Source organism: Sphingobium trunci, from assembly GCF_022664535.1.
Taxonomy (GTDB): Bacteria; Pseudomonadota; Alphaproteobacteria; order Sphingomonadales; family Sphingomonadaceae; genus Sphingobium.
Genome location: NZ_JAKUJY010000025.1, coordinates 1 through 18,272 on the forward strand (window position 1 = coordinate 1; position 18,272 = coordinate 18,272).

The window sequence follows — 18,272 nt, forward strand, 5'->3', positions numbered from 1 at the left end:
ATGGCCCGACGAGGTCGTGCAGGCCCTCGGCGAAAGGGCCGACAAGCGCAATCCGCTGCCCGGACCGGCGAAGTGGCAATATGTCTCCGTCATTCTTCAAAAGGACGATCGACCGGGTCGCCGCCTTCCTCGCCAGGGCGCGGGATTGCGGGGTAAAAACCGCCTTCTTCTCGCGCGCCGGATCGATGCGCCGGAACGGATCATCGAAAAGCCCCAGCCTTTCCTTGAGTTGGAGGACACGGCCCACTGCCTGATTCAGCCTTTCCATGGGCACCTCCCCCGAATGTACCAGCGTGGGCAGATAATCGCGGTAAAAGCCGCTCTGCATGCACATGTCGACCCCTGCCATGAACGCCAGCCGCGTCGCTTCACGGGCATCGGCGGCAAAGCCGTGCGCGATCATCTCCTTGTCCGCCTCATAGTCCGACACGACCAGACCGTCGAACCCCCATTCCCCACGCAATATATCGGTCAGCAGCCAGCGATTGCCCGTAGCCGGAATGCCGGACAGTTCGTTGAAGGCCGCCATCATCGTGCCCGCACCAGCCTCCAGCGCGGCCTGGAAAGGTGGGAAATGGACTTCACGCAGCGTCCTTTCCGACAGGTCGACGCTATTATAGTCCAGTCCGGCTTCTGCCGCGCCATAGGCAGCGAAATGCTTGGCGCAAGCCATCACCGCGTCCAAGTTGCGGAGGTCTCCTCCCTGAAAGCCCCTGGTGCGCGCCGCGGCAAACAGCCGCCCAAGCAGAATATCCTCGCCGGCTCCCTCCACGCCCCGGCCCCACCGTTGATCCCGGGCGATGTCGACCATGGGCGCAAACACCCAGTCTATGCCCAGGGCAGCCGCTTCCACCGCAGCGGCGCGCGCAGTCTGTTCAGCCAACGCCGGTTCAAAACTCGCCGCTTCGCCCAGCGGCACCGGAAAGATCGTGCGGCAACCATGGATGATATCGGCCGCGAATACCAAAGGGATGGCCAATCGGCTTTCCTTGACGGCCACGCGCTGCATCTGCCGTGCCATCTGTGCGCCATGGCCGTTGAAAATGCCGCCCAGGCTACCCTGTCTCACCTCGTCAAGCTGCCGGCCGAAATCCGCAAGCAGATCTGCCGGGTTGAGCGCGGCCGCAGCACCGCCGCGCCAGGCCGCGAACATGAGCGTGAGTTGTCCGGCCTTTTCCTGCACGTTCATCTGCGCGATCAGGCCCTCCAGATGCGGAGACAAAGGTGCCGCCATGGTCTGCGCCAAGGCATTCACAGGGCTTTTCATCCACCCCGTCAGCATAGTTGCCGCCGCCAGCAATGCCCTGCGCGAAATTCCGCCCATAGTCCCTCTCAGTCCATATATTCGGTTCAGCCACTGCTCCGAGGAGGCGCTTGTGCACCATAAGGCATACGTTTGCAATTTTCCCTTGCAAAGGTTTGCTTAAATGCTATCCACTGCAATCACAACATGCCTTATGGGGAGGAATCGATGCGTATCGCTTATCTGCTTGCCGGCAGTGCTCTGCTTGCCATCCCGCAATTTGCTTCAGCCCAGGCGGACTCCACGCAGGTGGATGCGTCCGACACCGCCGCGCAGCAGGCCGCAGGAGAAGCCAGCGGCGCCGACATCATCGTAACCGGCGTCGCGCGCGGAGTGAACCGTCTCAATACATCGATCTCCGTCAGTTCGATCGGCTCCGACCTCACGGAAAAGGTGCCGCCCCGCAACACCGCGGAAATCCTGCGCAACCTGCCGGGTGTGCGAGTCGAGGCATCGGGCGGTGAGGGTAACGCCAATATCTCCGTCCGCGGCCTGCCGGTCGCTTCGGGTGGCGCGAAGTTCCTGCAGCTGCAGGAAGATGGCCTGCCTGTCCTGGAATTCGGCGACATCATCTTCGGCAATGCCGACATCTTCATTCGCAACGACCTGTCGCTATCGCGCATTGAGTCGGTGCGTGGCGGTTCCGCATCCACTTTCGCGTCCAACTCGCCGGGCGGCATCATCAACTTCATTTCCAAGACGGGTGAACAGGATGGCGGATCCTTCCAGCTGTCGAGCGGCATCGACTATCGCGAGTTCCGCACGGATTTTGCCTATGGCGGTCATATCGATGCGACCACCCGTTATGAACTGAGCGGCTTCTACCGCATCGGCGACGGGCCGCGCCGGGTGGGTTATGACGCCATGCGCGGCGGCCAGATCAAGGCCAACATCACGAAGGAATTTACCGGCGGCTACATCCGCCTCTATGGCAAATATCTGGACGATCGCAGCATTTCCTACCTGCCCAACCCCGTCCTCGTCACGGGAAGCAACGGCAGTCCCGATTATTCCAGCCTGCCCAATTTCTCGATCAACCGGGATTCGCTGCACAGCCGCTACATCAACCAGATCTTGACGCTGGACGGCAGCAACCGTCCTACCACGCGCGATATTTCCGACGGCATGCATCCTGTCGTGAAATCGCTCGGTCTGGAAGGTCAGGTGGAAATCGCCGATGGTTGGAATATTACCGAACGCTTCCGCTATTCCGGCATATCGGGCAATTTTGTTTCACCCTTTCCGGCATCGGTCGGCGATGCGCAGACCGCAGCCAACAGCTTTGCAGGCACAGGTGCGCAGCTTTTCTACGCCAGCGGGCCGCTCTCAGGACAGCGTGTAACCAATCCCGCCACGATTGGCGGCAACGGCTTGCTGGCCAATGTCGTACTGTTCGATGTCGATCTCAACAAGCTCGATAACATCACCAACGACATCCGCATCAATGGCGACGTGGCTCTGGGCGGCGGCAAGCTGACCGTGACGGCAGGTTTCTACAAGTCGCGCCAATATGTGAACACCGACTGGTTGTGGACATCCTTTTTCCAGACGGTCGAAGGACATGGCAATTCGGTCCTCGTCGACATCCGCAACGCGGCAGGTGTTTCCCAGACCCAGAACGGCCTGCTCTATTCCGCCGCCTTCTTCGGCAATTGCTGCCGCCGCAGCTATGATATGCGATATGATACCAACGCGCCATTCGCACAGCTCGGTTACGAGATCGGTCGCCTGAATGTCGACGGCAGTTTACGCTATGACTTCGGTCGCGCACGCGGCAGCGTGTCGGGTGCCGAACTGACCGGCGTGCCGGGTGTCGAAACATTCGATATCAACGGCGATGGCGTGATTTCCCCCGCCGAACGGTCAGTGGCCTATATCCCTGCCGGGACGACCGCGTCGGTTCGCTATAATTACAGCTATCTGTCCTATTCGGTCGGTGCGAACTACCGCCTGTCGGATTCGGTCTCGCTCTTTGCGCGCTATAGCCGTGGCGGTCGTGCGAATGCCGACCGCCTGTTGTTCGGTCCGCTCATCAACACGGCGACCGGCGGTCTTGTGAACGGCGCGAAGCCCTACGACTTCGTAAAGCAGGCCGAAGGCGGCGTGAAATTCTCCAGCGGTCCGGTCGCCTTGTACGCCACCCTGTTCCATGCGAACACGCAGGAAACCAACTATCTGTTATCGGAACAACAGTTCACCAGCCGCCGCTATGGCGCGACCGGGGTTGAGGTCGAAGGCCGCTATCGGGCTGGGCCTTTCTCGATCACGGCCAGCGGCACCTATACCGACTCGACGATCAAGAGTGATGCGACCAATGCCGCGCTCGATGGCAATCGTCCGCAGCGTCAGGCGATGTTTGTCTATCAGACAACACCGCAGCTTGATTTTGGCCGCGTCACTCTGGGCGCCAACATCATCGGTACGACGTCAAGCTACACGCAGCCGGTGAACCAGCTGAAGCTGCCGGCCTACACGCAGGTCAACGCCTTCCTGTCCGTACGGCCCGTCAATAATGTGACTGTGAACGTCAACGCCAACAATCTTTTCAACGTCAAGGGCTTCACGGAGGCTGAGGACGCGTCGATCCCGACGAACGGCATTGTCCGCGCCCGGTCCATCAATGGGCGGACGATCGGGGCTTCGGTACGCTTCGACTTTTGATAGCGCATGCCTGCCGGATTTCGCACGAGCGAGATCCGGCAGGCTGGGACCGACCTGTTCTGAGCGCCGGCTGCGACAGATTTCCTCTTGATCCCCGTGCAATTGACGGATGTTTCAGACATATCTGTACGCACCACCGATCAAAATGGCACCCAGTGGAAATGCGCCGCCACGCCGCCAATGTCCGTTATCCGCGCAATCGTGCCCCGAAGCTGACCGGCGAGCCGAAGAAATGGCGGACGCGCGCTTCTGAGGCGAGCCGCCCGCATCAGACATGCACTCAGATGAAAATCCGCCGACATTCGGCAGGGGAAAGTATCGTCCGGTCAATACTTTCAAAATGTCCCATTTTTCTGTAGATTGCGACAAACGGTTGTTATCCGAAGGCGACTCGCAAGGTCGACAACCCGCTCGGCCAGAGCCGCCTCACCATGGGTGGGAGAGGGCCTGTGCCGATTGCGGTCGCCATCGCCGTGCTGGTGTTTGGTTCGGTCGCCTTCCACTTGCTCAGTCCATGGTGGCGAACGCCGATTGCGTCCAACTGGGGATCCATAGACTCCGCGCTCGACGTGACGCTGTGGATTTGCGCGGCGGCGTTCGTCCTTCTCAATCTCTTCCTGGCCTGGGCGCTGGTGCGATATCGGCACCGGCCCGGCCATCACGCCCATTACGAACCGGAAAATAGTCGGCTCGAAAAACGGCTGACCTTCTGGACGGCCATCGGTATCGCCGGGATGCTGGCGCCAGGGCTGGCCGCCTGGGGCAAATTTGTATCGGTGCCCAAGGATGCGACGATCATCGAGGCGGTCGGGCAGCAATGGCAATGGTCATTCCGCTACCCTGGCCCCGATGGTGTGCTGGGTGCCGCAGCGGTCAAATATGTGACGCCGGACAATGTGCTGGGACTCGATCCGCTCGATCCCTATGGCCGCGACGACCTGCTGATCGAAACCGGCGACCTGCATCTGCCCTTGGGCAAGCCCGTGAAGATCCTGCTGCGGTCCAAGGACGTTCTGCACGACTTCTACGTGCCGGAATTTCGCGCGAAGATGGACTTGGTGCCCGGCATCGTCACCTATTTCTGGATGACGCCGACGAAGACCGGGACGTTCGATATACTCTGCGCCGAACTGTGCGGCACCGGCCATCATCAAATGCGCGGCAAGGTGGTGGTCGAGACGCCCAAGGCGTTCGCCGCCTGGCAGGCGCAACAGAGCAGCTTTGGGCAGATACTGGCCGAGGCGCCTCCGGCCGCCATGTCGATCCTGCTGATCAAGGCGAACGCCTGCACGGTCCCCGCCTCCTGGAGCATCCGCTGATGGCTACCACCCTGGCCGACGACCTGCGCCCGCTGCATCATCCGCATAGCTGGGTCACCCGGTATATCTGGAGCCAGGATCACAAGGTCATCGCCATCCAATATAGCTGCACCGCCATCGCCATTGGGCTGGTGGCGCTGGTGCTGTCGGCGCTGATGCGATTGCAGCTGGGCTTCCCTGGCGCTTTTCCCGCGATCACGCCGGATAATTACCTGCAATTCGTGTCGATGCACGGCATGATCATGGTCGTTTATCTGCTCACCGCCCTGCTGCTCGGCGGCTTCGGAAACTATCTGATCCCGTTGATGATCGGCGCGCGGGACATGGTGTTTCCCTTCGTCAATATGCTGAGCTACTGGTTTTACCTGCTCTCGGTGATCGTGCTGGTGGCGGGTTTCTTCGTGCCGGGCGGGCCTACCGGCGCGGGCTGGACGCTCTATCCGCCGCAGGCGATCAGCGAAGGGACGCCCGGACATCAATGGGGCATCGTCACCATGCTCGTCAGCCTCGCGATCTTCGTCGCGGCGTTCACCATGGGCGGCCTCAACTATGTGACGACGGTGCTTCAGGCGCGGACGCGGGGCATGACGCTGATGCGGATGCCGCTGTCGGTGTGGGGCATCTTCACCGCTTCGGTCATGGGCCTGCTGGCGTTCCCCGCACTGTTCGTCGCCGCGATCATGATGCTGTTCGATCATCTTGCCGGCACCAGCTTCTTCATGCCGACGATGCAGTCGGCCGGCGCGATCACATCGACGCAGGGGGGCAGCCCGCTGCTCTTCCAGCACCTCTTCTGGTTCTTCGGCCATCCGGAGGTCTATATCGTCGCGCTTCCCGCCTTCGGCATCGTGTCGGACCTGGTCAGCGTCCACGCGCGACGCAATATCTTCGGCTATCGCATGATGGTCTGGGCGATCGTGATCATCGGCGCGCTCAGCTTCCTCGTCTGGGCGCATCATATGTATGTGTCGGGCATGAACCCCTATTTCGGCTTCTTCTTCGCCACATCGACGCTGATCATCGCCATTCCCACCGCGATCAAGGTCTATAACTGGATGCTGACCCTGTGGCGCGGCAACATCCATATGCGCGTGCCGATGCTGTTCGCCATCGCCTTCATCTTCACCTTCATCCATGGCGGCCTGTCAGGGCTGTTCCTGGGCAATGTGAGCGTCGACGTACCGTTGTCGGACACATTTTTCGTGGTGGCGCATTTCCACATGGTCATGGGCGTGTCGCCGGTGCTGGTGATCTTCGGCGCCATCTATCACTGGTATCCCAAGATCACGGGCCGGATGTGGAACGAGACACTGGGCAAGCTCCATTTCTGGATCACTTTCCTCGGCGTCTACGCGATCTTCCTGCCGATGCATTATCTCGGCATATTGGGCGTGCCGCGCCGATATTACGCACTGGGGCAAGCGGACTTCATCCCGCCATCGGTGCATTTGGCCAACCAGTGGATCAGCATCGCGGCGCTGGCGGTGTTCGCGGCGCAGAGCCTGTTCTTCTTCAACATGATCTGGAGCCTGTTCCGAGGCCCGAAGGCCGATCCCAATCCCTGGGGCGCGGCGAGCCTGGAATGGCAGACGCCGCAGACACCGCCCGCCCATGGCAATTGGGGGCCGAAGCTGCCCATCGTCTATCGCTGGGCCTATGATTACAGTGTCCCCGGCGCCGAACGCGACTTCATCCCGCAGACGGAGCCGCGCGCATGAACCTGATCGCGCGCCTTTCCGAACGCAGTTGGGAACCGGCGAGCGACAGGCTGGACCTGTCGCACCGCCCTTCGGCGGGCGCGGTCGGGCTTGCCGCCTATGCGGCGGTGATGGCCGTCATGTTCTCGCTGGTGATGGTCGCCTATGTCATGCGCATGGGGCTGCACGCGGCCATGGGTCATGCGGACGACTGGGTGGCGATGCCCCACCCGCCCCTGCTCTGGATCAACAGCGCGGTTCTGGTCATGAGCAGCGTCGCCTGGGAAGTGGCGCGGCGAGCCGCGGAGCGGGGCGAGGCGAGCAGGGCGCCGCTCCTGGGCGGGGCGCTGGGGCTATGCTTTCTCGGCGGGCAGTGGCTGCTCTGGCGGCATTATCAGGCAGCGGGCTATTATCTCGCGAGCAACCCGGCCAATGCCTTCTTCTACCTGCTGACCGCGCTGCATGGGGTGCATATCGCAGGCGGGCTGGTCGCCGCGGCATGGGTGCTGGCCTCGCGGACCCTGCCGCATGTGCGGCTGTGCGCGCTCTACTGGCATCTGCTGCTGCTCATCTGGATGGCGATCGCCGTCCTGCTGCTGCTGACTTGAGGTTCGCGCCATGCTCCAAACCACGCAGGATCGCAGAGACAAGGAAGTCATAACCCCCATCCTGCGCGAGATCGCGGCCGACTGGTCGGCGGATCAGGAGGTGTTTCGCCATACCCATTGGGGCAAGGCGATGATGTGGATCTTTCTGCTGTCCGATAGCTTCATCTTCTCCTGCTTCCTGACCGGATACATGACGATGCGGGCTTCGGCCGTGCTGCCCTGGCCCAACACGGCGGAGGTTTTCGCGCTCCATATCGGCGGGCGGGACATTCCGCTCGTCCTGATCGCGATCATGACCTTCGCGCTCATCAGTTCCAGCGGCACGATGGCGATGGCCGTGAATTTCGGCTACCGGCGCGACCGGCGCAAGACGGCGGCGCTGATGCTGCTAACCGCGCTGTTCGGCCTGACCTTCCTTTCCATGCAGGCGTTCGAATGGACCAAGCTGATCTTCGAAGAGGGCGTGCGGCCCTGGTACAACCCCATGGGCGCGCCGCAGTTCGGCGCTTCCTTCTTCATGATCACCGGCTTTCACGGGCTGCATGTCACCTGCGGGGTCATCCTGCTGCTGATCATCGCGTCGAAGGTCGCGCGTGGCCATTATGACCGGACGGGCGATTACAGCGCGGTCGAGATTGCGGGGCTCTACTGGCATTTCGTCGATCTCGTCTGGGTCTTCATCTTCGCATTCTTCTACCTGTGGTGAGCGCCATGAAGCGGGACTTGTCCGACGCCGATGTCCAGGCTGCGCATGAACGGATACATCATCCGATCAGCCTTTATCTCAAGGTCTGGGGCTATCTTTTCGTGCTCAGCACGCTGTCCTATCTGGTCGACTATATGCATGTGCAGGGGATCGTCCGCTGGACGCTGATCCTGCTGTTCATGCTGCTGAAGGCGGGGCTGATCCTGTCCATATTCATGCATCTCGCATGGGAACGGCTGTCGCTGATCTACGCGATACTGACGCCGCCGCTGGTGCTGCTGGTGCTGGTGCGGATCATGACGATCGAGGCACACTATGCCTTCTGGACAAGGGCGATCTTCATGGGCGGGGGAGGCTGAACCATGGGGCGGATGCACTGGGTGGTGACGGGGCTGTGCGTCGCGGGGGCCGCGGCGTCGGCCTGGAGCTTCAACTGGTTTTCGGGTCAACTCTATTCGCGTGCCAACGCCGGCGACCTTGCCTACAAGCCCGACGACATGCCGCCGCGCATAGATATGGCATCGGTGCAGCGCGACTGGCCGGCGAGCCTCGACGATCCGGCGGATGGCAATCGGCTGATCGCCTATCATCGTGACATGCGCGGGAAGGCGCCCCTGCCCTCGGCCGGCGCTGATGCCGACGTCACCGCCGCCGCCCCGCCAGCGGACCTGGGAACGCTGCTCGCCAGTGCCGATCCCGATGCGGGCAAGGCGAAGGTCCAGCTCTGCGCCAGCTGTCATGACCTCAGTCAGGGCGGCCCGAACCGGATCGGCCCCAACCTCTGGGGCGTGGTCGGTCGCCCGGTGGCGAGCCATGCGGGCTTTGCCTATTCATCCGCCATGAAGGCGCATGGCGGCGCGTGGAGCTATGCCAAGCTGTTCGAATTCCTCGCTTCCCCGGGGCGCGACGTGCCGGGGACGAAGATGGGCTTTGCCGGGCTGCGCCGGCCCGAAGATCGGGCGGCCGTGATCCGCTATCTGGCGACCTTGGGAAATGGAGCGCCGCCTTTGCCAGCGCCGAAGGCCGCAACCGACTGACAGGCGTCTAGGCTGAGCTTGTCGCGGTCCAGCACCGGCAGCGTGCCGAGGATCAGCAGCCCGACGACGATCAGGCAAGGGTACGCAGCGCGACGCCCAATGGCTGCCTGTCGAAGTCAGGGGGAAGGTTACGACATCCGCACCCTCAGATTTCCAGCTCTGTCGTATAAACCGATCTGATCCAGCCCGGCATGAACGGCAACGCAAAGACCAATCGCCCGTTCGCAAATGTCAGGCAATGGCCGGGCGGGCGGTTGAGGCTGGAATTGTCAAAGACCATGCCGCGATCTGCCTTGAGAACCGCGGCACGGATGAAAGGTGCGCCACGTGCATAACGGACACGGATCTTGTCTTCCGGGACGACATGCCCGCCCTCCTCGACCCGCGTACCGACGCGCGCAACGGACAGGTCGGGCGTATCGACGCCGATATGCATCACGATAATGGTGAAACCTCTGGCGCGCGCCTCGTCGATGAGTTCGAGTTTGGAGGGATGCGAGAAGACGGTCTCGGTCACGAAATCCCGGCCCCGGACCAGACAGTCGGCCCTGCGCGAAGAGGCGATGCCGGCCGCTTCGTAGGACGCAGCCGGTGAAGCATCGCGCAGTTCGTCGCGCTGGATGATGTCGGCATTGATGAAAGGTCCCGCAAAGCTCGGCGCAACGCGGGTCTGGTAGAGGGTGGACTTGCCGGCACCATTCGGCCCGGCAAGCACGATCATCGTTGGCTTCATGCCTTGGGAGTGGCCTTCTCACGCAGGAGGTTGCCGGCCGCATCAAGGCCGACGCCCAGCCCCAGTTGGCGCCGCCGGCCAAAAAAAGCATCCTCATCGGACCCGGATTGCCCCATTTTCTCGACAAAGCTGTCGAGCCAGACATCCTTCTCCTCTTCGGTGAGGTCGGTCGTCTCGATCTCGCCGGCGAGCGCAGCGGTGATGCGGGCATGATCGAAATTGCCGGATTTTTCGATGGCGCGGCCGATACGCACCCAATGAGCGATTTGCCCAGCGATCGAACGGCTCTGCAACTCGGATTCGCGACGCACGATTTTCATGATGTCGTCACCAAGCTTGATGGACTGGGCCATGGATCACCTCCAAGTCATGAGGTAGCATTTTGCTACCCCATATTCAAGCGTCGCCTTCAATCCCATCCGATATGCAAGCGACGAGTGAGGGGCCTGACGCCGATCTACCGGCGGCCGCGAACACCAATTGCGAGGGCATGTCTTATCCCATTGCGTCATCTTGCCAATCCTGTTGAATGAAACCTCTGCTGGTTTCACTGATTGAGGCAGGATGCTTGTCTTTCTGGATTTTGAGGCGTCCTCGCTGGGCAAGAAAAGCCACCCGATTGAAGTCGGATGGGCTTTCGAGGACGGCCGCAAGGCGAGCTACCTCATTCGCCCGGCGCCGCACTGGCTGGATTGGGACCCGGCAGCTGCGGCCATCCACCGCATCACCCGGCAGGAACTGAAGGACAACGGTATCCCCCACGACAGGGTGGCACGGATCATGATGCACACGCTCGGTGGACACGACCTGCTCGCAAGCGCGCCGAGCTGGGATGGCAAATGGCTGAGCACGATCCTGCGCGCGGCGGGGTTTCCCCGCCACAGCCTTCGGCTCCGGCGCAGTGGCGATGCTCATCGCGAGGTGGCAACCGCCATACTTTCGCCCATTGTGCCGGCCGAACGGCTTGAGCAAGAAGTCATGGACCTTCTGGCACATGTTGATGTGCGAGCAGGAAGCGCGGCTCCCGCCCATAGGGCCCTGGCTGATGCGGAGGCCGAGCGTCGGCACTATATCGCGGTAGCGGATGCCGCGAGAATTCGTGCGGCAGATCTGATAAGCAGCATGTAAGCAGGCCCATGCGCGGACATCGTTGCCGCTCGCTCATTCTCTCGATTCCTGCTTGTGGCCAGTGACCATTCTATCCGTCCTCCCCGCGCCACCGGTCCAGCGCTTCCTCATATTTCGCTCGCGCCCTGTCGATTGCCGCCTGTAACCTGGCAGCTTCCCCTTCTCCCCTTTCCCTGGTCTGGACGATCAGCGCCCCGATCCGGGCGCGCTCTGCCTCCAGATCTTCGACCCGCGCCTCCACCCCATGCCGATGCTCCTCCAGTTTCTGTTCTGCCCGATCAAGCGCCTTTCGGCTGGGGCGGGGCCGTGGTCTCGCGCGCGGTGCCTTGGCCCCTGTCCGCCCCCTCCCGGGCGGCCGGGCGCCCGGATCCCGGGCGGAAGCGAGATGCTCCAGGGCCGTGCCGCGGGCACGTTTGATAACCGTGCCCGGCTTGTCGGACGCTTCCGCCAGAAGCTGGGGGTTTTCGACGCGCTCAGCCATGCCCCTGGCGAACAGATCTGCGTCGGCGCCCCAGGCTTCCAGCGCAGCCTTCTGGCTGGACGCCGCGACATAGGCGTCGTGAAAGCCGATCGGCATCCGGAAGAGTTTCAGTCTGGGCGCCATAGCGAGCCATTTGCCAGATCAAGACGGCCCGTCAGTCGGGGGAACTGACGGGCCGCCGAGATCATCGAACCGCGTGAGCGGGGGGCAATGAAGCGGATCGATGAGCAGGAAACGGGCATCGCCCCATTGAGTTCCAGGCCTTACGACTGCATCTCTCTAAAGGCTGGATTTTCTGAGGCTTCTGAAGGTGATGGACCACCGCAGCCCCTTCATCGGCACGATACTATGCTCCCAATCATGCCGGGCCTCGCCGCTCAAATGATAAATGGAGCGCGGGAAAAGCGGGGCATTGGCGCGTTTGAATCCGGCTTGCGAGCGCCGCCGGAACCGCATCGTGGCAGGCTCCCCCAGCGAGATGCCGACCACATGCTCGAATGCCGGCCGATCACGATGCCAGCCGATCCCCGCACCCGGATCATAGCGGATCAGCAAAAGCTGTTCGAGATCGCCCGGCGCGAGACCGGCGAACCGCTCGGCCCGCGCCTTGAGTGTCGTCAACCAATCCGGGATGGGCTCGGCGCGTGCGAAGATCCCGGTCTGAAAATCATAGCTCCATCCGCAGCTTTTGGTCAGCCGCTTTCCGGTCCATTGCTGGAAGAGGAATGGCGCCAGGCCGGCACGATCCATTTCGGCGATGAGCGCTTGCTCCTCCCCCGGCGTGATGAAGTCCTCCTTCTGGCGCAGTCCGGGCAGAACTGGCCCCGCCGTCGGGAACGCATCCGGCGGCAAGTCCAATGGGAGCATCATGGTCATCGGATCACGACCATCAAAGGGCAGAGCTCGTCTGCACCGGCTTGGTCCATCTCAATCTCTTGGCAATCATGGGGATCGCGCCGGATGATGGCACGGCGACGTCCCGGCGCTTTGGAATCGAACGATATTGCTATGGAGTCCATGGTTAGAACATATAGCGAACGAAGCCCGACAGCAAGTGCACAACGCGTGGAGGCGCCTCGATCGCTGACGATTGCGAGAAGCTCAAGATGAGGATGCCCGGCGGCAAGCCCCGGTAAAAGTTCATCGTTCCGGAACCGATCAGCCATGGGCAGGATGGAACTCGAAGGCCCGTCCGGCGCTGGACCGGCATGAACGCGCGCCGCCTCCTGCCCCTGATGAAAGCCAATATGGTTCTCTTCGGCGCACTGGCTGCCAATGTGGGCATCGCGATCTCGAAGTTCGTCGCCGCCAGCGTCACCGGATCGTCTTCGATGTTGTCGGAGGGATTTCACTCGCTGGTCGACAGCGGCAATCAGATCCTGCTTCTCTATGGCGGCCACAAGGCCAAGCGGCCGCCCGATGCGCTGCACCCCTTCGGTTATGGACGGGAGCTGTATTTCTGGTCCTTCATCGTCGCGATATTGATCTTTTCGCTCGGCGCTGGCCTGTCCTTCTACGAAGGCTGGGTGCATTGGCGAGAGCCCGAACCTATGCGCGACCCAATGGTCAATTATCTCGTACTGGGTGTCGCCTTCCTGCTGGAGGGCTCGTCATGGACGATCGCCGTGCGGGAGTTCGGACGCGCCAAAGGTTCCACCAGCTGGTGGCAGGCAATTCGCGAATCCAAGGACCCGGCGAATTTCATCGTGCTGTTCGAGGACAGCGCGGCGCTTGCCGGGCTTGCGATCGCGGCGGGGGGTGTCTGGGCGTCGCATCACTGGAACGAACCGCGTATCGACGGCGCCGCGTCGATGGTTATCGGCATCATTCTGGCCTGCGTCGCCATGCTGTTGCTGCGGGAGGCCAAGGGCCTGCTTATCGGCGAGCGCGCAGACCATGCCGTGGTCGAAGAGGTGAGGCGGATAGTGACCGCGCAGCCGGGAATAAGCGCGGTCAACCATGTGCGCACGATCCATACCGCACCGCAGGCCGTGTTCGTCGCGATCAGCGCGGATTTTGATGACGCGCTGACGATGGGCGAAGGCGAAGCCCTTATCGAAAGGGTAGAGGCCGATCTCAAGGCCAAGCTGCCGCTGCTGTCATCCATCTACATCCGACCCGAGCGAAGCGAGGATGCGGCGACGATCGTGAAGGCCGAGCGGAGACCGGCTTAGGTCGCCAGAGCCAAACTATTTCGTCCCAATAGGGAACACCGCCAGCAACGTCCCGTTAACAGGACTTCCATGTCCGATAGGGGAAGCACCCATGGCGAGCCACTCCACCACGCCCCGCCGCCCAGTCGCCCCGCTGGTCCTTGGAGTGATAATCGCTGTCATCGGCCTGGTTCTGGCGATCGGCGGTGCCTGGCTCGCGGTTTTGGGCGGTTCGCCTTATTATCTGCTCACCGGCATCGCCATGGTTGCGTCGGGTGCTCTGCTCTTTCGGCGAAATATAGGGGGCGGCTGGCTCTATGGTGCGGTTTTCGTCGCAACGCTGATCTGGGCCTTTGCCGAAGTCGGTGCGAACGGATGGGCGCTGGTGCCGCGGGTCGTGGCGCCGCTGGTCCTGCTGATCGCCGTGCTGCTGGTCATGCCCACCCTGTCGGTCTCTCGCCTGCGCTGGCGGCTAGGGATCGGAGCCAGCATGCTGTCGGTGGCCATCGCAGCAGTAGCGGCGGTCGCAATCGGGCGGATTGATGCGGCAAGACCCATAGGAACACTCCCAGCGCTCGCATCCGCGGGGGGTGACAATGCAACGATGCAGGCCGGCGACGACTGGCCGGCTTATGGCGGAAGCTACAGCGCGCGGCGCTTTTCTCCGCTGACCCAGATCACTCCGGCCAATGTCGGATCGCTCAAGCGCGCCTGGCTGATCCATACCGGCGATCTGCCCTCCGATGCCGCCAAGGGCACCTACGGCGCGGAAAATACTCCGCTCAAGGTCGGCGACTCGCTATATGTCTGCACTCCAAAGAACATCGTTATCGCGCTTGATCCCGCGACAGGCCGACAGCGCTGGCGCTTCGATCCCAAGGTGCCGGACCAAGCCATTCCCTACACGGCCGCCTGTCGCGGGGTGAGCTATTATGCCGTGCCGGGCGCTGACGCGGCAGAGGCCTGCGCCAATCGCATCATCTTCGGCACGCTCGACGCGCGGCTCTTTGCCCTCGATGCGCATACGGGCCGGCGCTGCGCGCGCTTCGGCACCAACGGCGAGATCGACACCAAAGCCGGCATGGGCGAGACACCGCCCGGCTATGTATCGATAAACTCGCCACCCACCATCGTTCGCGGCGTCGTTGTCACGGGTCATCAGGTGCTCGACGGACAGGACCGCTGGGCCCCGTCGGGCGTCATTCGCGGTTTTGACGCAGTCTCGGGCCGGCTGCGCTGGGCCTGGGACATGATGCATCCCGGCTGGCACGGCTATCCGCCCGAAGGGCAGATCTGGGCCCGGGGCACACCCAATATGTGGACGATCGCGAGTGGGGACGAGGCTCTGGGCCTCGTCTACCTGCCGATGGGCAATGCGGCCGCCGACTATTATTCCAGCCTCCGCCGTCCGCAGGAAAAGGATTTCGCCACCTCCCTTGTCGCGCTTGACGTGACAACCGGCAAGCCGCGCTGGCATTTTCAGGCGGTGCGCAACGACGTGTGGGACTATGACTTCGGTGCGCAAGCGACGCTGGTCGACTATCGCGGGATACCCGCGCTTGTGCTGCCATCGAAGCAGGGTGACATCTATGTGCTCGACCGCCGCACCGGTCGTCCGTTGACACCCGTCGGACAAATCCGCGCGCCGCGCGGCGGCGTGGAACCAGCCCAACGTGCGACCACCCAGCGCGTGTCCCTGTGGCACACGCTGCGCAAGCCGGACCTCACCGAGCGCGACATGTGGGGGATGTCTCCGATCGATCAGATGGTCTGCCGCATCCAGTTCCGCAAAGCCGCCTATAAGGGATTTTACACGCCACCCGAAACCCAGCGCCACTCGATCGAGTATCCCGGCTACAACGGCGGCACGGACTGGGGCGGCATCGCGGTCGATCCTCGGCGGGGCGTGATCTTGGCCAACTATAACGACATGCCCAACTATAACCGGCTGGTGCCGCGCGCAGAAGCCAACCGCCGCGGCTGGGCGCCGCGCAACCAGGCACGCGGCCACATCGGCGGAGCGGAAGGCGCGGGCGACCCGCAGGCGCATACTCCCTATGCGATCAACGTCAATGCAGGCTGGCGGCTGCCCTTTACCGGCATGCTGTGCAAGCAACCCCCTTATGGCGGCATCCGTGCCATCGACATGGCGACCGGCAAGACCATCTGGGACCGCCCACTGGGCGAGGCACGGACCAACGGCCCGTTCGGCATACCCTCCATGCTGCCGCTCGACATCGGCACGCCTAATAATGGTGGGGCCGTCGTCACCGCGAGCGGGCTGGTCTTCATTGCCGCCGCCACCGACAACGTCATCCGGGCGATCGATCTCCGCACGGGCAACATGGTCTGGAGCGATGTGCTGCCCGCAGGCGGTCAGGCGACCCCGATGACCTATTCAAGCGGCGGCAAGCAATATGTGGTGATTTATGCCGGAGGCCATCACTTCATGGAGACGCCGGTGGGCGACGAAGTGATCGCCTACGCGCTGCCCTGATGATGACGGCCCTTCCGGCCGTTCAGCCGCTGGCCTCCTGTTTCCAGTTGCGGACCGTCGCCTCCTTGCTCACGGCCGATGTCGGGATCGATGACGGTCAGTCCGACGAAAGAGTTCGGCAGGGCGAAAAGCGGCGGCGGGCTCCCTTTCGCCGGTTCCCTCGATCCAGCCGCTGTCCATCATGCGTCGCCGAAAGGCGGGCTTGTTGAGGCTGGTCCCAAGGATAGCCTCATGCACGGCCTGCAGGTCACGCAGGGTGAATGAATCGGGCAACAAGGCGAGCGCTACCGGAGAATAGGCCAGTTTACCCCGCAGGCGCGCCCGCGCATGGGCGATGATCGTGACATGATCAAAGGCGAGAGGCATTTCATGCACATCGGCCGATGCCAAAGTCAGATCGGCACGGCCACCCACGGCTGCCTCCAGAGAACCCACCGGGAGCAGCGCGAAATAAGCGATGGAAACCACCCGCATGCGCGGATCGCGATCCGGTTCGCCAAAACTGTAAAGCTGTTCCAGCCAGCCTTCCGTCATACCGACTTTCTCGGCCAGTACCCGCCGGGCTGCCATTTCCAGATTCTCTTCCGGCCCCACAAAACTCCCCGGCAAGGCCAGTTGTCCCGCAAACGGCTCCTGCCCGCGACGTTGCAGGAGAACGGCCAGTTGCCCCTTCAGGACGGTCATCAACACCAGGTCGACCGTCACGGCAACGGGTGGATAGGCGGCTGGATCATAAGGTTGAAGGGCGTATGGCATATTGGCATTAGTTATGCGTTGACTAGATATATGTCAAATGCATATAAGGTGCCCAAGGCGAGTCGAGGAGTTCGGTTCGCATCAGCTTTCGAGGGAGCCTCGGATATGAACAGGATCGATTTCGGCGTCTTCATCGGACGCTTCCAGCCGCTGCACGTCGGCCATGAACATGTCATAGCCCGCGCTTTGGAGCAGGTGGACCGGCTGATCGTGCTGGTGGGATCGACCAATGTCGCGCGCGATCCCCGCAATCCCTTCAGCTTTGCCGAGCGCGAGGCCATGCTGCGTTCCGCCTTTCGATACGAGATGGCGGAGGGGCGGCTGATCGTTGCACCGCTCGACGATCACCTCTATTCCGACACGGCCTGGGTCGCCGAAGTGCAGCGCAAGGTGCGCGCCATCGTGCTGGACCATGGCAATCATCATGGCTTCCAGAACCGGGGTCTTACCGACTTCCGCGTGGCACTGACCGGTTATGGCAAGGATGCATCCTCCTATTATTTGAAGCTCTTCCCCGAATGGGAAAATCTCCAGATCGACAGCCAGTACGGTACCTTTTCGTCGACCGACGTGCGCCGCCGCTATTTCCAGCGCATTCCCGAGATTGCCGCCACAATCCTGTCGAACGGGGTTGCCGAGTTCCTGCGCGGCTTCGCATTGGGTGAAATCTTCCGCGGCCTGCTGGAGGAGGCCGAGTATCTGGAGGCCTATCCGGCCCAATGGGGCGTAGGCCCCTTCATCACCGCCGACGCGGTGGTGGTGCAATCGGGCCATATCCTGCTGGTCGAGCGCGGACAGGCGCCGGGCAAAGGACTGCTGGCCTTGCCGGGCGGTTTCGTGAACCCGGCCGAGCGCATCCGCGATGCCGCCATCCGGGAATTGCGCGAGGAGACGGCGATCAGCGACGGCAAGGGGCAGATCCCGCCTGCGATGCTGGCCAGCTTCATCGAGGATTCGCGCACCCGCGTGTTCGACGCGCCGACCCGGTCGCTGCGCGGCCGGATCGTCACCCACGCCTTCCTGTTCCGCCTGCCCGAACGCCGCAAGCTGTTCGCGGTGAAGAGCGGCGACGATGCAGCCCATGCCCGCTGGTATCGCTTCGGCGACCTCAGCCCGGACATGCTGTTCGAAGACCATTGGTCGATCATCGAAGAAATGGCCGACCTCTGACCGATCCGCGCGGGGGAGCCCCG

General features: G+C 62.5%; 17 protein-coding genes. 11 read left to right on the forward strand and 6 right to left on the reverse strand.

Features of this window, described 5'->3' with window-relative positions; all coding sequences use genetic code 11:
• On the reverse strand, positions 1-1,324 hold a 1,324-nt coding region (locus MJ601_RS17790; protein WP_281061360.1), incomplete at its 3' end, for a glycoside hydrolase family 3 N-terminal domain-containing protein.
• 147 nt (positions 1,325-1,471) lie between these two features.
• Between MJ601_RS17790 and MJ601_RS17795 the strand changes: the two genes are divergently transcribed.
• The 7 genes from MJ601_RS17795 to MJ601_RS17825 all read left to right on the forward strand — a co-directional run bounded on the left by MJ601_RS17795 (position 1,472) and on the right by MJ601_RS17825 (position 9,331).
• Complete coding sequence (locus tag MJ601_RS17795) at positions 1,472-3,964, forward strand: TonB-dependent receptor (RefSeq protein ID WP_242128889.1); 2,493 nt, start codon at positions 1,472-1,474, stop codon at positions 3,962-3,964.
• 449 nt (positions 3,965-4,413) lie between these two features.
• Entirely contained in the window at positions 4,414-5,283 is an 870-nt protein-coding gene (locus MJ601_RS17800) for a cytochrome c oxidase subunit II (RefSeq protein ID WP_242128891.1), read from the forward strand.
• Positions 5,283-7,001, forward strand: a complete 1,719-nt coding sequence (locus MJ601_RS17805; RefSeq protein WP_242128893.1) for a cytochrome c oxidase subunit I — start codon at positions 5,283-5,285, stop codon at positions 6,999-7,001. Before MJ601_RS17800 ends, MJ601_RS17805 begins: the two co-directional genes overlap by 1 nt.
• Complete coding sequence (locus tag MJ601_RS17810; protein ID WP_242128895.1) at positions 6,998-7,588, forward strand: cytochrome c oxidase subunit 3; 591 nt, start codon at positions 6,998-7,000, stop codon at positions 7,586-7,588. Before MJ601_RS17805 ends, MJ601_RS17810 begins: the two co-directional genes overlap by 4 nt.
• 10 nt (positions 7,589-7,598) lie before the next feature.
• Positions 7,599-8,294 carry a heme-copper oxidase subunit III family protein gene (locus MJ601_RS17815; protein WP_242128897.1) on the forward strand — a complete coding sequence of 232 codons (696 nt, stop codon included), beginning with the start codon at positions 7,599-7,601 and terminating at the stop codon, positions 8,292-8,294.
• Between the two features lie 17 nt (positions 8,295-8,311).
• Positions 8,312-8,653, forward strand: coding sequence for a cytochrome C oxidase subunit IV family protein (locus MJ601_RS17820; RefSeq protein ID WP_242128899.1), 342 nt, complete (start codon positions 8,312-8,314; stop codon positions 8,651-8,653).
• A 3-nt stretch (positions 8,654-8,656) separates the two neighbouring features.
• On the forward strand, positions 8,657-9,331 hold the full coding sequence (locus tag MJ601_RS17825) for a c-type cytochrome (RefSeq protein ID WP_242128901.1): 675 nt from the start codon (positions 8,657-8,659) through the stop codon (positions 9,329-9,331).
• Between the two features lie 145 nt (positions 9,332-9,476).
• Here MJ601_RS17825 and MJ601_RS17830 read toward each other — a convergent pair whose 3' ends face one another.
• Together MJ601_RS17830 and MJ601_RS17835 are read right to left on the reverse strand one after the other, a co-directional pair.
• Positions 9,477-10,052: an ATPase gene (locus tag MJ601_RS17830; RefSeq protein WP_242128903.1), complete on the reverse strand. Its 576-nt coding sequence runs from the start codon at positions 10,050-10,052 to the stop codon at positions 9,477-9,479.
• A gap of 8 nt (positions 10,053-10,060) precedes the next feature.
• Positions 10,061-10,417, reverse strand: coding sequence for a ParD-like family protein (locus MJ601_RS17835; protein WP_242128904.1), 357 nt, complete (start codon positions 10,415-10,417; stop codon positions 10,061-10,063).
• A gap of 211 nt (positions 10,418-10,628) precedes the next feature.
• Between MJ601_RS17835 and MJ601_RS17840 the strand changes: the two genes are divergently transcribed.
• Positions 10,629-11,192, forward strand: coding sequence for a 3'-5' exonuclease family protein (locus tag MJ601_RS17840; RefSeq protein ID WP_242128906.1), 564 nt, complete (start codon positions 10,629-10,631; stop codon positions 11,190-11,192).
• A gap of 70 nt (positions 11,193-11,262) precedes the next feature.
• On the opposite strand, the gene MJ601_RS17845 is transcribed toward MJ601_RS17840, so the two are convergent.
• Complete coding sequence (locus MJ601_RS17845) at positions 11,263-11,796, reverse strand: hypothetical protein (RefSeq protein ID WP_242128908.1); 534 nt, start codon at positions 11,794-11,796, stop codon at positions 11,263-11,265.
• A 156-nt stretch (positions 11,797-11,952) separates the two neighbouring features.
• On the reverse strand, positions 11,953-12,549 hold the full coding sequence (locus MJ601_RS17850; protein WP_348635600.1) for an alpha-ketoglutarate-dependent dioxygenase AlkB: 597 nt from the start codon (positions 12,547-12,549) through the stop codon (positions 11,953-11,955).
• Between the two features lie 371 nt (positions 12,550-12,920).
• Here MJ601_RS17850 and MJ601_RS17855 point away from each other — a divergent pair, with 371 nt between their 5' ends.
• Complete coding sequence (locus MJ601_RS17855) at positions 12,921-13,847, forward strand: cation diffusion facilitator family transporter (RefSeq protein ID WP_242128910.1); 927 nt, start codon at positions 12,921-12,923, stop codon at positions 13,845-13,847.
• A gap of 91 nt (positions 13,848-13,938) precedes the next feature.
• A complete protein-coding gene (locus MJ601_RS17860) occupies positions 13,939-16,323 on the forward strand; it encodes a membrane-bound PQQ-dependent dehydrogenase, glucose/quinate/shikimate family (RefSeq protein WP_242128912.1) in 2,385 nt (794 codons plus the stop codon).
• A 69-nt stretch (positions 16,324-16,392) separates the two neighbouring features.
• Here the strand turns inward: MJ601_RS17860 and MJ601_RS17865 are convergent, their stop codons facing one another.
• A complete protein-coding gene (locus tag MJ601_RS17865) occupies positions 16,393-17,028 on the reverse strand; it encodes an NUDIX hydrolase (RefSeq protein WP_242128915.1) in 636 nt (211 codons plus the stop codon).
• Positions 17,029-17,184: 156 nt separating this feature from the next.
• Here MJ601_RS17865 and MJ601_RS17870 point away from each other — a divergent pair, with 156 nt between their 5' ends.
• Positions 17,185-18,249: a bifunctional nicotinamide-nucleotide adenylyltransferase/Nudix hydroxylase gene (locus MJ601_RS17870; protein ID WP_242128917.1), complete on the forward strand. Its 1,065-nt coding sequence runs from the start codon at positions 17,185-17,187 to the stop codon at positions 18,247-18,249.
• Positions 18,250-18,272 lie beyond the last annotated feature (23 nt).